Source organism: Variovorax sp. OAS795 (assembly GCF_040546685.1).
Lineage (GTDB): Bacteria > Pseudomonadota > Gammaproteobacteria > Burkholderiales > Burkholderiaceae_C > Variovorax.
Map to the genome: position 1 here is coordinate 5,213,352 of NZ_JBEPOH010000001.1, position 15,014 is coordinate 5,228,365.

At 66.2% G+C, this 15,014-nt stretch carries 14 protein-coding genes and 1 riboswitch; of the genes, 10 read left to right on the forward strand and 4 right to left on the reverse strand.

Features of this window, described 5'->3' with window-relative positions:
- Positions 1-62: 62 nt before the first annotated feature.
- Genes ABID97_RS25165 through ABID97_RS25175 form a run of 3 tightly spaced genes read right to left on the reverse strand, consistent with a single transcriptional unit; the run spans position 63 to position 3,368 of the window.
- Positions 63-974 (reverse strand): pseudouridine synthase, encoded by a 912-nt coding sequence (locus ABID97_RS25165; protein WP_354401572.1) that lies wholly within the window; start codon positions 972-974, stop codon positions 63-65.
- Positions 971-2,281 carry a leucine-rich repeat-containing protein kinase family protein gene (locus tag ABID97_RS25170; protein ID WP_354401574.1) on the reverse strand — a complete coding sequence of 437 codons (1,311 nt, stop codon included), beginning with the start codon at positions 2,279-2,281 and terminating at the stop codon, positions 971-973. The genes ABID97_RS25165 and ABID97_RS25170 overlap by 4 nt, the downstream gene beginning before the upstream one ends.
- A 10-nt stretch (positions 2,282-2,291) precedes the next feature.
- Positions 2,292-3,368 carry an MBL fold metallo-hydrolase gene (locus ABID97_RS25175; protein WP_354401576.1) on the reverse strand — a complete coding sequence of 359 codons (1,077 nt, stop codon included), beginning with the start codon at positions 3,366-3,368 and terminating at the stop codon, positions 2,292-2,294.
- Positions 3,369-3,489: 121 nt separating this feature from the next.
- On the opposite strand from ABID97_RS25175, the gene ABID97_RS25180 reads away from it, so the two are divergent.
- The 9 genes from ABID97_RS25180 to iaaH all read left to right on the forward strand — a co-directional run bounded on the left by ABID97_RS25180 (position 3,490) and on the right by iaaH (position 13,527).
- Positions 3,490-3,888, forward strand: coding sequence for a MerR family transcriptional regulator (locus tag ABID97_RS25180; protein WP_354401577.1), 399 nt, complete (start codon positions 3,490-3,492; stop codon positions 3,886-3,888).
- A 39-nt stretch (positions 3,889-3,927) separates the two neighbouring features.
- Positions 3,928-4,704, forward strand: coding sequence for a carbonate dehydratase (gene can / locus ABID97_RS25185; RefSeq protein ID WP_354401578.1), 777 nt, complete (start codon positions 3,928-3,930; stop codon positions 4,702-4,704).
- 4 nt (positions 4,705-4,708) lie between these two features.
- Positions 4,709-6,529: a bifunctional isocitrate dehydrogenase kinase/phosphatase gene (gene aceK / locus ABID97_RS25190; RefSeq protein ID WP_354401579.1), complete on the forward strand. Its 1,821-nt coding sequence runs from the start codon at positions 4,709-4,711 to the stop codon at positions 6,527-6,529.
- Between the two features lie 54 nt (positions 6,530-6,583).
- Entirely contained in the window at positions 6,584-7,768 is a 1,185-nt protein-coding gene (locus ABID97_RS25195) for an acetyl-CoA C-acyltransferase (protein ID WP_354401581.1), read from the forward strand.
- A 165-nt stretch (positions 7,769-7,933) separates the two neighbouring features.
- A complete protein-coding gene (locus ABID97_RS25200) occupies positions 7,934-8,548 on the forward strand; it encodes a hypothetical protein (RefSeq protein WP_354401582.1) in 615 nt (204 codons plus the stop codon).
- A gap of 12 nt (positions 8,549-8,560) precedes the next feature.
- Positions 8,561-9,430, forward strand: coding sequence for a hypothetical protein (locus ABID97_RS25205; protein ID WP_354401583.1), 870 nt, complete (start codon positions 8,561-8,563; stop codon positions 9,428-9,430).
- A gap of 66 nt (positions 9,431-9,496) precedes the next feature.
- The gene (locus ABID97_RS25210) at positions 9,497-10,747 is read left to right on the forward strand and encodes a glutamate carboxypeptidase (protein ID WP_354401584.1); all 1,251 of its coding nucleotides are present in this window, start codon (positions 9,497-9,499) and stop codon (positions 10,745-10,747) included.
- A gap of 34 nt (positions 10,748-10,781) precedes the next feature.
- On the forward strand, positions 10,782-11,912 hold the full coding sequence (locus tag ABID97_RS25215) for an acyl-CoA dehydrogenase family protein (protein WP_354401585.1): 1,131 nt from the start codon (positions 10,782-10,784) through the stop codon (positions 11,910-11,912).
- 97 nt (positions 11,913-12,009) lie between these two features.
- Positions 12,010-13,527 carry an indoleacetamide hydrolase gene (gene iaaH / locus ABID97_RS25220; protein WP_354401586.1) on the forward strand — a complete coding sequence of 506 codons (1,518 nt, stop codon included), beginning with the start codon at positions 12,010-12,012 and terminating at the stop codon, positions 13,525-13,527.
- A 15-nt stretch (positions 13,528-13,542) separates the two neighbouring features.
- Here iaaH and ABID97_RS25225 read toward each other — a convergent pair whose 3' ends face one another.
- Positions 13,543-14,277: a helix-turn-helix transcriptional regulator gene (locus ABID97_RS25225; RefSeq protein WP_354401587.1), complete on the reverse strand. Its 735-nt coding sequence runs from the start codon at positions 14,275-14,277 to the stop codon at positions 13,543-13,545.
- Positions 14,278-14,411: 134 nt separating this feature from the next.
- On the opposite strand from ABID97_RS25225, the gene ABID97_RS25230 reads away from it, so the two are divergent.
- Positions 14,412-14,840 carry a YchJ family protein gene (locus ABID97_RS25230; RefSeq protein ID WP_354401588.1) on the forward strand — a complete coding sequence of 143 codons (429 nt, stop codon included), beginning with the start codon at positions 14,412-14,414 and terminating at the stop codon, positions 14,838-14,840.
- Positions 14,841-14,866: 26 nt separating this feature from the next.
- Positions 14,867-14,970, forward strand: a riboswitch (TPP riboswitch).
- Positions 14,971-15,014 lie beyond the last annotated feature (44 nt).

The window sequence follows — 15,014 nt, forward strand, 5'->3', positions numbered from 1 at the left end:
CTCCTGAATGAATGACGAAAGGTCCAGGAAACGAGCTTAGTGCGCTGCGCGCCGGCGGGGCGTCACCTTGGCGGCAGCGACAGGCTCCGCGGGCTCGTGAAGCTGCGCAGTTCGCCGCTCACCGGGTCCTGGAACGCGACCGACTTGGCCAGCAGCTGCAGCGGCTTGTCGAAGTCGTCGCTGTCCGGCGGCAGCAGCGTGGGGTAGATCGGATCGTTGACGATCGGCATGCCCAAGGCCATGCAGTGCACCCGCAGCTGGTGCTTGCGGCCGGTGACCGGCGAAAGATCGAGCAGGGCGTGGCCGTTCGCCGCCTCTTTCACCACGATGCGGGTTTCGGAATTGGGCGCACCGGCCTCTTCCTTCACGCGCATGAAATGTTCGTCGTCCACCAGCCGGCTGCGATAGGTGCCTGGCACCGACGAGACGCCAGGCTGCCACGGCACCACGGCTTCGTAGTGCTTGGCGATGCGGCGCTCCGGAAACATGGCCTGGTAGGCGCCCCGCGTCTCGGGCCGCACCGAGAACAGCACCAGCCCCGCCGTGCTGCGGTCGATGCGATGCAGCGGCACCAGGTCGTCCAGCGCCAGCTTGCGCTTGAGGCGCACCAGGAGGCTTTCCTGCAGGTACTTGCCGGTTGGCGTGACGGGCAGGAACGGCGGCTTGTCGACCACCACCAGCTGGTCGTCCCGGAACAGCACCTGCTCGTCGAAGGGAATGCGCACCTCCGCGTCGAGCGTGCGGTAGTAGTACACGCGCAATGGCGCCTGGTAGCGGCGCTGCGCGGTCACGGGCACGCCGTGTTCGTCGACCACGTCGTTGGCCTCGATGCGGGCCATCCAGGCGTCGCGCGTGATCCCGGGAAAGCGCGCCACCAGGAACTCGACGATCGTGGGCCACGGGCCCTGAGGCAGCCCGACGCAGCTCGGGCCGACGCCGTCGCGCGTGGGCAGCGGCAGGCGCGGGCCGGTCATTGCCCGAGCGCGTCCTGCAGCAGCGACAGTGCGTCGTCGAACACCGGCCGCGCGGCCACGTCCGGCTGCATGCAGCGGTCTTTCAGCGCGGCCATGGCCAGTGGCGGGGTATCGCTGCAACGCGCGAGCAGTTCCTCGAGCAGGCAGCCGAAGGCGCGCATCTCCAGCCGCTGCAATGCGCCGGCCTGCGCCGGATCGAGCGCGCCCGTCATCCAGGCCGCGCCGAAGTCGCCGAGCAATCCGCCGCCCTGCGCGTTCCAGAGGATGTTGTGCGCATACAGGTCGCCGTGCAGGATGCCGCGCGCATGCAGGTGCCGCATGGCCGAAGCGATGTCGCGCGCGATGCGCAGCGCGACGCCGGAGGTCCATTGCGCGTCGGCCGCATAGACATCGCGCGTGCACGATGCAAGGCTCGGCGGGCCGGCCAGCGCGCGGAACGATGGATCGACCAGCGCCATGACCAGGCCTTCGGTGCCGCCGGGGTGGCCTTCGATCCTGCCTTGCGCGGCAACCAGCGTGGGGTGCGCGCCGGCTGCGATGCTGGCGGCCATCTCGCTGTGCGGCCAGCCGTCGCTGGTCACCGCGCCCTTGAAGAGCTTGACGGCCACGGGCTGCCCGGCCGGGCCCAGCGTTGCCTGATGAATCACGCCCGAGGCCCCCTCGCCGAGCTGGACACCCAGCGTCAGCTCGCGCCAGTCGACCCGCGGCACCGACTGCGCCGCCATCGCCGCATCCTCGGCCTGTGCATCGAAAGGATTGCCCGCGCCCGCGAGCCACGAGAGGCGCGGCAGCGAGAGCAGCCAAGGAGGCAGCGCCTCGAAGCGGTTGGCGGAAATGCGCAGCAGTTCGAGCTGGCCGCAGGCCGCCAGCGATGCCGGCAGCGCGCGCAGCCGGTTGCCGGCCAGCATGAGCTTCTGCATTGCGGTGCAGTGGCCCAGCGTCTCGGGCAAGGTCTCGATCTTGTTGTCCGTGAGGATCAGCCAGCGCAACACCGGCAGCCGCAGCGCCGCGTCCGGCACGGTACCGATGCGGTTGGCCTTAAAGCCGACCATTTCCAGGGCCTGGCAGTCGCCGATCGATTCGGGCAGACGGGTGAAGCGGTTGTCGGAGCAGAACAGCACGCGCAGGCGGTGCAGCCGGCCCATGTCGTCGGGCAGTGAATCGAGCGCATTGCCCGAGAGGTTCAGGGTTTCGAGCGAATCGGCCAGGCCAAAGATTTCGCGCGGAAACTCGGTGAGTCCGCACGAGAGATCGAGTCGTTTTGCGCCTGCCAGCCGGCCCGCGCGCAGCTCAGCAAGCGTGTCCATCCCCGAGAGTCTAAAGCGCCCCGGCGGCGGCTCCGGCGCCGAAGCGGTAGACGCCGTCGGCGCCGCGTTCGCGTCTCACCTGCCCCGCGAACCACAGCAGGTGCAGGTGCGCCACCGTCTCGCCCATCGCGAAGGTCATCTGGTGCAGGTCGAGCTCGCGCTTGAACAGGATGGGCAGGCCCTCGGCCGCGGTCAGCGGGCGCGCCGTGCAGGCTTCGAGCAGTTCGGCCAGGCGGTCGCGGTGGTGCTCCTGCAGCTGGTCGACGCGGCGGTGGATGCCGGTGAAAGGCTTGCCATGCGAAGGCAGGCCCAGCGTGTCGGCCGGCAGGGCCTTGAACTTGTCGATGCTGTCCAGGAAGAGCCGCAGCGAATTGGCCTCGGGCTCGCCCGCATGCACGCTCACGTTGGTCGATATGCGCGGCAGCATCATGTCGCCGCCCAGCAGCAGCTTCAGTTCGTCGCAGTACAGCGCGATGTGCTCGGGCGCGTGGCCATAGCCGCTGATGCAGCGCCAGTCGTGCCCGTTGATGGCCACGGTGTCGCCGTCCATCATGCGGGTGAAGCGGTCGGGCACCGACGGCACCATGTTGGCGTAGTAGTTGGTGCGCGCACGGATCTTGGCCACCGCCTCCGGATCGGCCAGCCCGTGCGAGGCGAAGAAGCTCGCGGCCGCATCGCCGCCCGCCAGCGTGTCGCCGGCGGTGCTCAGCACGCGTGCCACGTGGTAGTCGGTCGAGCTGATCCACAGCGGCACGTTCCAGCGCGTGCACAGCCACTCGGCCAGGCCGATGTGGTCGGGGTGCATGTGGGTGACGATCACGCGCAGGATCGGCAGGCCCTGCAGCTGGGTCTCGAAGACCTGCTCCCATTGCGCGCGGGCTTCGTCGTGGGCAATGCAGCAGTCGACCACCGTCCAGCCCTCGACGCCGTCGATGCTGTCGCGCAGCAGCCAGAGATTGATGTGGTCGAGCGCAAACGGCAGCCGCATGCGGATCCAGCGCACGCCCGGCGCGACTTCCAGTGCTTCGCCGGGCTCGGGCAGGGTGTCGCCCAGGGGGTAGTGGAGTTCGCGTTCGAGGAGGTTCATGTAAGATTGACGTTTACGTAAACGTCATGGGTTGGTGGCAACATTGTAGGGAACGCAGGGCAACCCTGCTGTCGCGCCCGCAACGCCCCCCACCGACGGCTTCCAGGCATCCCGCACCCACATGTCCGCGCAGACCTTCACCATCAGCCAGCTCGCGAAGGAGTTCGACCTCACGACGCGCGCCATCCGCTTCTATGAAGACATGGGGCTGCTGACGCCGGAGCGCTCCGGCATGCAGCGCGTCTACACCGCACGCGACCGGGCGCGGCTCACGCTCACGCTGCGCGCCAAGCGCCTGGGCCTGAGCCTGACAGAGGCCAAGGAAATCCTCGACATGTACGACAGCCCGCGCGACACCGTGCCGCAACTCGAGAAGTTTCTGGGCGTGCTGGGCACGCACCGCGCCCAGCTCGAAGCCCAACTGGCCGAGCTGCAGGCCAACCTGGCGGAAGTGCGCGAGCACGAGAAAAAGGGCCGCGCAACCCTTGCCAAGGCGCAGAAAGCCGCCCGCACGGCCTGATTCACCGCATCCCACCATGTCTCATCGACAATCACGCCCATGTCCGACACTCTAGATGACCTGTTCGCCCACAACCGTGCCTGGTCCGCACAGATGGAACGCGACCGGCCCGGCTTCTTCACCAGCCTGGTGAAGCAGCAAACGCCGCGCTACATGTGGATCGGCTGCTCCGACAGCCGCGTGCCCGCCAACCAGATCACCGGCCTGGAGCCTGGCGAGGTCTTCGTGCACCGCAACGTCGCCAACATCGTGGTGCACTCCGACCTCAACGCTCTCTCGGCGATCCAGTTCGCGGTCGAGCACCTGAAGGTCGAGCACATCATGGTGGTCGGCCATTACGGCTGCGCCGGCGTCAAGGCGGCGCTCAGCGGCAAGCGCATCGGCCTGGCCGATAACTGGATCCGCCACATCCAGGACGTGCGCGACCGCCACGCCGTGATGCTCGAGAGCCTGCCCGAGGACGTGCGCGTGGATGCGCTGTGCGAGCTCAACGTGGCCGAGCAGGTGGTGAACGTGGCCGTCAGCACCGTCATGGTGGATGCCTGGGGCCGTGGCCAGAAGGTCAAGATCCACGGCTGGACCTTTGGCGTGCACGACGGCCTGTTGCAGGACCTGGGGCTGAACGTGGACGGCAACAAGCCGCTGGACGCGGTGTACAAGGCCGCGGTGCAGCGCATCCGCTACAAGTGGAGCAAGCCCCTGGGCATCTCGCCTTCGGCCCAGGCCGGCTCCGATGGCACCGAGGTGATCGAAGTCATCCCGGCCGGCGAGGCCGACGTCCCCGTCGGCCAGAGCACCGAAGCGAAGACCGGCTGAACCCATGTTCCCGCAGCGTCTCGATTCACCGCTGGCCTACGACATCGCCAAGGCGATGATCGATGGATTCAATCGCCACTACAGCCTGTTCCGCGCTGAATCGGCGCGCGCCAAGCACCGCTTCGAGACGGCCGACTGGCATGGCCAGCAGCGTGCGCAGCGCGAGCGCATCGAGTTCTACGACCTGCGCGTGAACGAGGCCGTGGCCCGGCTCGAGAAAGAGTTCAAGGCCGGCGACCAGCCGATGGAGGTGTGGCACCAGGTCAAGCTGCACTTCATCGGCCTCCTGGTGGACCACCACCAGCCCGAGCTGGCCGAGAGCTTCTTCAACTCGGTGACCACGAAGATCCTGCACCGGGCGTACTTCCAGAACGATTTCATCTTCGTGCGGCCGGCCATCAGCACCGAATACATCGAGCCCCGCGGCGCGCCGACGTACCGGCCCTACTACCCCACGCACGACACGCTGGCCGACACCGTCGAGCAGATGATCGACGACTTCGCGCTGCAAGGCGGTTTCGCCCACAAGCGGCGCGATGCCGAGCGCGTGGCGCACGCGATCATGGGGCGATTCCACCAGGTCAAGCTGCGGGCCAATTTCCAGATCCAGGTGCTCTCGGGCCTCTTCTATCGCAACAAGGGCGCCTACGTGGTCGGCAAGATCATGAACGGCTTCGTCGAGCTCCCGTTCTCGCTGCCGATCCTGCACGACAGCCATGGCAAGTTCTACGTCGACGCCGCGCTGTTCGGCGAAGACGACCTGCAGATGCTGTTCAGCTTTGCGCGCGCGTATTTCATGGTCGACATGGAAGTGCCTTCGGCCTGCGTGCAGTTCCTGCGCTCGCTCATGCCGCGCAAGCCGCGCGCTGAAATCTACAACGCGCTGGGCCTCGCCAAGCAGGGCAAGACGCTGTTCTACCGCGACTTTCTCTCGCACCTCAATTATTCGAGCGACCGTTTCCGCATCGCGCCCGGCATCAAGGGCATGGTGATGCTGGTGTTCGACTTGCCGTCGTTTCCTTTCGTCTTCAAGGTCATCAAGGATTTCTATCCGCCGCAGAAGGACACCACGCGCGAGCAGATCAAGGGCAAGTACCTGCTCGTGAAGCAGCACGACCGGGTGGGCCGCATGGCCGACACGCTGGAGTACAGCGACGTGGGTTTCCCGCTCGACCGCTTCGAGCCCGAGCTGATCGAGGAGATCCGCAAGTTCGCCCCCAGCCAGCTGGAGATCGCCGACCGAGACGGCAACGGGGAGATGGAACTGGTGCTCAAGCATGTCTACATCGAGCGCCGCATGATCCCGCTCAACATCTACCTGCAGGAAGCATTCGACACGCTGGCCCATCCTGAAAGCCCGGCCCATGCCAAGCGCGCCAGGGAGCAACTGGAGCACGCGGTGGTCGAGTACGGCAACGCAATCAAGGACATGGTGGCGGCCAACATCTTCCCGGGCGACATGCTGTGGAAGAACTTCGGCGTCACGCGCGGCGGCAAGGTGGTGTTCTACGACTACGACGAGATCGAATACATCACCGATTGCCGCTTCCGCAAGGTGCCCGCGGCGCGCAACGAGGAAGACGAGATGAGTGGCGAGGTCTGGTATTCGGTCGGCCCGAAGGACGTGTTTCCCGAGACCTTCGGCCCCTTCCTGCTTGGCAACGACGCGGTGCGCGAAGCCTTCATGGCGCACCATGCCGACCTGCTCGACGCCGCCTTCTGGCAGCACCACAAGGAACGCATCGAGGCCGGGCAGATGCTCGACGTGTTCCCGTACGAGGAAGCGCAGCGCTTCCAGCATGAAGGCCATGCCACCCATTTCTGATTGAGCCGCGGTCCGAACGGCCGCTTTCACTTTCAACTTCCGAAGGAGATCCCCATGTCCGAATCCATCGTCATCGTCGGCGCCGCCCGCACCCCCATGGGGAGCTTCCAGGGCGACTTCTCTTCCCTCTCTGCGCACGACCTCGGCGGCGCTGCCATCAAGGCCGCCGTGGAGCGCGCGGGCATCGCGCCCGACAGCGTGGGCGAAGTGCTGTTCGGCAACTGCCTCATGGCCGGACAGGGCCAGGCCCCGGCGCGCCAGGCGGCCTACAAGGGCGGCCTGCCCGACAGCGCGGGCGCGGTCACGCTCAGCAAGATGTGCGGCTCGGCCATGAAGGCCGCCATGCTCTCGCACGACCTGCTCCTGGCCGGCACGCACGACGTGATGGTGGCTGGCGGCATGGAAAGCATGACCAACGCGCCCTACCTCATGCTCAAGGGCCGCGGCGGCTACCGCATGGGCCATGACCGCATCTTCGACCACATGATGCTCGACGGCCTGGAAGACGCCTACCAGCCGGGCCGCTCGATGGGCACCTTCGGCGAGGACTGCGCGGCCAAGTACAAGTTCACGCGCGAGCAGCAGGACGCGTTCGCCATTGCCAGCGTCGAGCGCGCCAAGGCCGCGACCGAATCGGGCGCGTTCAAGGACGAGATCACGCCCGTCACCGTGAAGGGCCGCGGCGGCGACACCGTCATCTCCATCGACGAAGGCCCGGGCAAGGTCAAGCTCGACAAGATCGCCACGCTCAAGCCCGCGTTCAAGAAGGAGAACGGCACCATCACCGCCGCATCGAGCTCGTCGATCAACGACGGCGCCGCGGCGCTGGTGATGATGACCGAATCGCACGCGAAGAAGATCGGGGCCAGGCCCATTGCGCGCATCGTCGGCCATGCCACGCACGCACAGCAGCCCGAGTGGTTCTCCACCGCCCCGGTGGGCGCGGTCGCCAAGCTGTTCAAGAAGACCGGCTGGACCGTCAAGGACGTCGACCTGTGGGAAGTGAACGAGGCTTTCGCGGTGGTGCCGATGGCGCTGATGCACGAACTCGACGTGTCGCACGACATCGTCAACGTGAACGGCGGCGCCTGCGCACTGGGCCACCCGATCGGCGCCAGTGGCGCGCGCATCATGGTCACGCTCATCCATGCGCTGAAGGCGCGCGGCAAGAAGCGCGGCGTGGCCACGCTGTGCATCGGCGGCGGCGAAGGCACGGCCGTGGCACTCGAGCTAATCTAGATCGAACTATGCGCTTTAGTCTTTATTGTCATTGAATTAATAAACTGGTAGCAGTTGTTAATTGGAAAAAAACCGACTTAATATTTTCACACCTACTCCCTGATACCATCCGCCGAACCACCGATCGCCGCAGCATAGCGAAGACGGATGGGCTCAGGGAGTACGATGGACAAAGAGAGATGGGCAAAGGCCGCGCTGCGCCGCGGACATTTGAAGAGAAAATTCTGGGGTCGAATTTCCGGCGCCTTGACGCTTCTTCTATTGGTTATCGCAGCAGCTCTCGCGCTGCTGATTGCATTGCCGAGCTTCCGCATTGAAGAACTCGCCGACGCCAACGCCGATGAGCTTCTCTTAAGACTGGCAACGCTTGGTCGAGAAGGTTCGGCCGTGCTCTGCGATCCAGACCGCATTGAGAGATATCTCTCTGTTCGTATCGACAAGAGATACTTGAATAAAAATGCGGGCAACTCCCCTATGGGAGTGAACGCGACAAATCAATCGATTGTCGGCAGCTATTGGAAGCATCCGACGAGCACAGGCACCATCTGCAAGCTTCGGCTGCAGATAGTCGGCCATCGTTTCTGTGACACCGATTCCGCCCGGACGCAGCGTTTGATTGGCCGCCGTGTCCAAACTCAAATGCCCGTGCCTGATGAGACCGGCTTCTACGATCACGGGTATGAACTGACGCGCGATTCCAAGGAGAATTCCGTCATAGGGTGGCGTGAACCGAGCCAGTTGTGCCCAGCGGACATTGAAATCGCCGTGGCGATTCATTGAATGTCAACGCGCATGTCGCAATCACTGCCATGGCCTGCGCTGCTCGCGGGGGCCGTATTTTTCTCCGCATCCGCCATGCTGTTGTACGAGTCGGTACGTGGATACTTTCCTCGAGCCAACCTAGCGGCGTTCGACTCCGAACGTGCCGCGGCATTAAGCGACGAACTGCGCGCCGTTTATGAGCGCGAGTTGTTCAGCGAGCTATCCCAATGGAATCGGCCGAGCCATCGCTATCCAACCAAGGCCAGCGGCCGTCAGCGTGACAAGCGATGGAAACAGTTGGCGGAGCAAGGGCTGGAACTCGCTCACATTGCATTGCAGGTGCTTCAACCGGATGGCGGCTTTGTCTACCCCCTCGACGAACCTATGAACCGATTGCTAACGCTGGCGGAGCATGGCGACGCTGGTGCCATGTGCCTGATGAGCGGGCTTGCCACTCAAGTCAAAAGGTCGCGTTTGGCGGCTAAGCATTCCGCTATGGCAGGTAAATGGCTACTTCGGGGTGCTGAGCTCGGTCACGCAGAGTGCCAGTTGCAATTAGGGCGCCGTCTGCTACTTGGAACAGGTGGAATGACTAAAGATGCCGAGCGAGGTCTGTCTCTGGAGCTCGCAGCCCGTCGAGCTGGCTACGCTCACGACGTAGACGGACTGGTGTCCCATTTTCAAAAACGATGGTCAACCGAAATCGGAGATCTAACCAGATTGTATTGTTGGCTGTCGATCGATGCCGAGTCGCGCCGTACAGACGGGCCGCAACACATGCTCAGACTTCTGCGTGCCGACGCGCGGCGCATCAGTTCCGAACGATTGATGGCCGTCGCAAATGAACTCGAGAACTCGCGGTTTTCCTTGCAAGCATGCGTCGACTTGAGTAGCGGCTGAGTTCAACGTAGGTGGCGAGCGCGGTGCCTAGAATGCCTGCTTCGTGCACACTTGGAGAGCTCGTTCATGTATTCGGCCATTCCCCGCAACACTATCGCCGCGTTTGCTGCCGTCGCTTTCCTGGCGCCCGCCCCCGGCTGGGCGCAAAAGCGCGACAACGTGCTGTTCCAGGCGGCCACCGATGCACAGCCCGCGGTGCTCAAGACGTTGGAGCAGTTGGTCAACATCGAAACAGGCACGGGCGACGCCGAAGGCATCGCGGCCGCCGGCAACTACCTCGAAGGCGAGCTCAAGAACCTGGGCTTCACCGTCACGCGCAGCAAAAGCGCGGGACTCGTGGTGGGCGACAACATCGTCGGCAAGCTCAAGGGCCGCGGCGGCAAGAACCTGCTGCTGATGTCGCACATGGACACCGTGTACCTCAAGGGCACGCTCGCAAAGGCACCGTTTCGCATCGAAGGCAACAAGGCCTACGGCCCGGGCATCGCGGACGACAAGGGCGGCAACGCCGTCATCCTGCACACGCTGAAGCTGCTCAAGGACTACGGCGTGCGCGACTACGGCACCATCACCGTGCTGTTCAACACCGACGAGGAAAAAGGCTCCTTCGGCTCGCGCGACCTGATCCAGGAGGAAGCGAAGCAGGCCGACTACGTGCTGTCCTTCGAACCCACCTCGGCCGGCGACGAGAAGCTCTCGCTCGGCACGTCGGGCATCGCCTATGTGCAGGTCAACATCACCGGCAAGGCCTCGCATGCGGGGGCTGCGCCCGAGCTGGGCGTCAACGCGCTGGTCGAGGCTTCCGACCTGGTGCTGCGCACCATGAGCATCGATGACAAGGCCAAGCACCTGCGCTTCAACTGGACCATCGCCAAGGCAGGCAGCGTTTCCAACATCATCCCCGCGAGCGCTACCTTGAACGCCGACGTGCGCTATGCCCGCAACGAGGACTTCGATGCGGCGATGAAGACGCTCGAAGAAAAGGCGCAGCAGAAGAAGATTCCCGAATCCGACGTGAAGGTCGTGGTCACGCGCGGCCGGCCCGCCTTCAATGCCGGCGAAGGCGGCAAGAAACTGGTCGACAAGGCCGTGGCCTTCTACAAGGAGGCCGGCGGCACGCTGGGTGTGGAAGAGCGCACCGGCGGCGGCACCGACGCGGCCTACGCGGCGCTTTCGGGCAAGCCGGTGATCGAGAGCCTGGGCCTGCCGGGCTTCGGCTACCACAGCGACAAGGCCGAGTACGTCGACATCAGCGCCATTCCGCGGCGCCTCTACATGGCCGCGCGCCTGATCATGGATCTGGGCGCGGGCAAGTAACGCGCAAGAACTAGAAAAAGACAGGAGACACGCCATGCTGCTGAGTGCCGACCAGGAAGCCATCCGCGACGCGGTGCGCGATTTTGCGCAAGCCGAACTCTGGCCCAACGCCCCGAAGTGGGACCGCGAGCACAGCTTCCCCAAGGAAGCGCACCAGGGCCTCGCGGCGCTCGGCGCCTACGGCATCTGCGTGCCGGAAGAACACGGCGGCGCGGGCCTCGACTACCTCACGCTCGCGCTGGTGCTGGAAGAAATCGCGGCCGGCGACGGCGGCACCAGCACAGCCATCAGCGTGACCAACTGCCCGGTCAACGCGATCCTCATGCGCTACGGCAACGCGCAGCAGAAGAAGCAATGGCTCGAGCCGCTGGCGCAGGGGCAGATGCTCGGCGCCTTCTGCCTCACCGAGCCGCAGGCCGGCAGCGATGCATCGAGCCTGCGCACCACGGCGCGCAAGGCAGGCGACGGCTATGTGATCGACGGCGTGAAGCAGTTCATCACCAGCGGCAAGAACGGGCAGGTGGCAATCGTCATCGCGGTGACCGACAAGGGCGCGGGCAAGCGCGGCATGAGCGCGTTCATCGTGCCCACCGATGCGCCCGGCTACAGCGTCGCTCGGCTCGAGGACAAGCTGGGCCAGCACAGCAGCGACACGGCGCAGATCAACTTCGACGGCTGCCGCATCCCGGCGGAAAACCTCATCGGCGCCGAAGGCGAGGGCTACAAGATTGCGCTGGGCGCGCTCGAGGGCGGGCGCATCGGCATCGCGGCGCAGAGCGTGGGCATGGCGCGCAGCGCGTTCGACGTGGCGCTGGCCTATGCCAAGGAGCGCCAGGCCTTCGGCGGTTCGATCTTCGAGCAGCAGGCGGTCGGGTTCAGGCTGGCCGAATGCGCCACGCAGCTCGAAGCCGCACGCCAGCTGATCTGGCATGCCGCGACCCTGCGGGACGCGGGCCGGCCCTGCCTCAAGGAAGCCGCCATGGCCAAGCTATTCGCGAGCGAGATGGCCGAGCGCGTCTGCAGCGCCGCGATCCAGACGCTGGGCGGCTACGGCTACGTGAACGACTTTCCGCTCGAACGCATCTACCGCGACGTGCGCGTGTGCCAGATCTACGAAGGCACGTCGGACATCCAGAAACTGCTGATCCAGCGCGCGCTGGCCTGAGCGCACGCGTCAGATAGCCGCCCTGTCATCGGTTTCGATGACAGACAACCAGGCGCGGGCGGCGCAGCATGGCGGTCTCTATCCCGGAGTCCTTGCCATGCCCAGTTTCAAACCCGCTTCCCTCACCTTCGCCCTGCTGTGCCTCGGCGCGGCAGGCTTGCCCGTGCAAGCCCAGACGACCGCTCCCGACCTCGCCACGCTGACCGCGAGCGACGCGGCAAGGCAGCTCTGCGAAGGCACTCTCACCAGCGAACAGCTGGTGTCGGCCTACATCGCACAGGCCCATGCGGGCAAGAACCTCAATGCCTTCATCACCCTGGACGAAGCCGGCGCGCTGAAGGAGGCGCGGGCCGCCGACGCACGGCGCAAGCGCGGCGGCGCCTGCAAGCCGCTCGCCGGCCTGCCGGTGGCCATCAAGGACAACATCCAGGTGCGCGGCCTGACCGCCACCGCGGGATCGCCTGCGCTCAAGGGCTTCGTACCCGCCGCGGACGCCCCGGTCGTGGCCAGGCTGCGGGCGGCTGGCGCCATCATCCTCGGCAAGACGAACATGCATGAGCTGGCCTTCGGCGTCACGGGCTACAACCCCGCGTTCCAGAGCGGCCCCGAGGTCGGCGTGCGCAATGCCTACGACGCGAGCCGCATCGCGGGCGGATCGTCGTCGGGCAATGGCGCGGCGCTGGGCGCGCGCATGGCCCCGGCCGCGCTGGGCACCGACACGGGCGGCTCGGTGCGCATTCCCTGCGCCTTCAATGGCTGCGCATCGCTGCGTCCGACCATGGGGCGCTATTCGCAGCAAGGCATCGCGCCGATTTCGCACACGCGCGACACAGCAGGGCCGATGGCGCAATCGATGGCCGACGTCGCGCTGCTCGACCGCGTGATCGCGGGCGGCGCGCCGCTGCGGCCTGCCGACCTCCAGCGGGTGCGGCTCGGCGTGGTCCCTGCCTTCTACGCCAACCTCGACACGGACACGCGCGCCGTGACGGACGCCGCGCTGGCCAGGCTTCGCGCGGCCGGCGTCACGCTGGTGGATGTGGAGATGCCGAAGCTCATGGAACTCAACGGGGCCATCGGCTTTCCAGTGGCGCTCTACGAGGCGCACGACGACATGGCGGCCTACCTCGCGAAGTACCGCACCGGCATTGACATCGCGCAGCTCGCGGCTGGCATGGCCAGCCCCGACGTCAAGGGCACCTTCGACACCTTCGTGATCCCGCGCAAGCTGCCGGCGCCCAATGGCGTGGTCGACGCCCGGCCGGCCTACGACAATGCGATGCGGGTTGCGCGGCCTGCCCTGCAGAAGCTCTACCGCGAGGCCTTCGCGAAGAACCGGCTCGATGCGCTCGTGTTCCCGACGGTGCCTCGCGTGGCCCTGGTGGCCGCGCCGGAGGCGAGCAGCCCGGAGAACTTCAGCGCGCTGATCCAGAACACCGACCCCGGCAGCAATGCCGGCATCCCGGGCGTGCAGCTGCCCTCGGGCCTGGGGGCCGCCAGCGGCTTGCCGATCGGCCTGGAACTCGACGGGCCGGCCGGCAGCGACCGCAAGCTGCTCGCCGTGGGGCTCGCGGTGGAAGGCGTGCTGGGCCGGCTGCCTGCGCCCAAGGCGAAATAGGGTCGGGTTGGCCGATCAACGCTGTGCGAGCCCGGCCAGCGCCGAGCGGCGCTCGATGCCGAGCTTGTCGAAGATGCGCCGCAGGTAGGTGCGCACGGTGGGAACGCCCACGGCCATGCGGCGCGCGATCTCCTTGTCGGTGAGGCCTTCGCACACGGCCCGCGCGACCTCCTGTTCGCGCGTGCTCAATGTGCGCCACTGCGTGCCGGCGGGCATCGGCATGGCGGCCGCCTTGCACTGCGCGCGTTGCAGCGCACCGATGAACGCCGGCTCGATCAGGTCGAGCAGCGCCTTCTCGTGGTCGCCAAAATCGCCGCGGCCCTTGCGCCGCCAGATGCGCAGGTCGCCCAGCGCGCGGCTGCCCTCGAAGGCATGCAGGTTCATGCCCCAGTGCAGCCCGTCGCGTGAGAGAAAGTCGGTGAAGAACTCGGTCTTCATCAGTTCGCGCTGCGGCATCACGTCGGTCACCCGCGTGGCACGGCGGCGCGACTGCAGCACGAAGGTGATCGGGTCGTGGTGCTGGTGCCATTCGCCGTAGCGGTCGAGGTTGGCGGGGTCCATGTTCAGCGCCACGCGGCCGTCGAAACGGCCGGTTTCGGCGTTCCACACGAAGGACGCGAACTGGTCCGCGCGCAGCAGGTCGAGCAGCGCCCGCCCCAGGCACTCGCGGACGTCGTTTTCGCCGCGGTCCTGCGCCAGCAGCGTGAAAACGCCGCGCAGCGCCTGCTGTTCGGAGCCCGTCAGGTACATCGCCGCCTCGCTCTGTTCGTATGCCGCAGAAGGCTAGCGTCTAGCAAGCGCTGCGCCAAGCGTGGTTCCACGGATTGGGCCGCAGGGCTTGCCCCATCGGAGGAAGCCGCTCGAAGTGTTCCAATAGGGGCTTCATGAGTGCCACCGATCCCACCACCGGACCTTGCCCCTGCGGCCGCACGGACCGCCGAGACAAGCCCATCGGCTACGCCCTGTGCTGCGGCCGCTATCTCGACGATTTCGAGGGCACGCCCGCGCCCGACGCCGAGTCGCTGATGCGTTCGCGCTATTCGGCCTTCGTGCTGGCGCGCGAGGCGTACCTGCTCGCCACCTGGCATCCGTCGAAGCGCCCGGCCTCGATCGAGTTCGAGCCCGGCGTGAAATGGCTCGGCCTGGACATCCGCTCGCGTTCGGTGCTGGACGCCGACCATGCCGAGGTCGAATTCGTCGCCCGCCAGCGCAGCAGCACCGGCACCGCCACGCGCCTGCACGAGCGCAGCCGCTTCGTGCGCGAGGGCGACCGCTGGTTCTACCTCGAAGGCGACCTGCAGACGCCGGGTTGACGCCGCGGGCCAGGGCTCGCACAATCGGCCCCGCTCCGGGGTGCACGCATGTGGCGTGCTGAGATGGCAAGTGCCGACCCGCGAACTTGATCCGGGTCATACCGGCGTAAGAAGAGCTGCACTCCCTGACTCCGGTCCCGCCACCCACCCCTTCGTGGCGGCCCAAAGTCCACC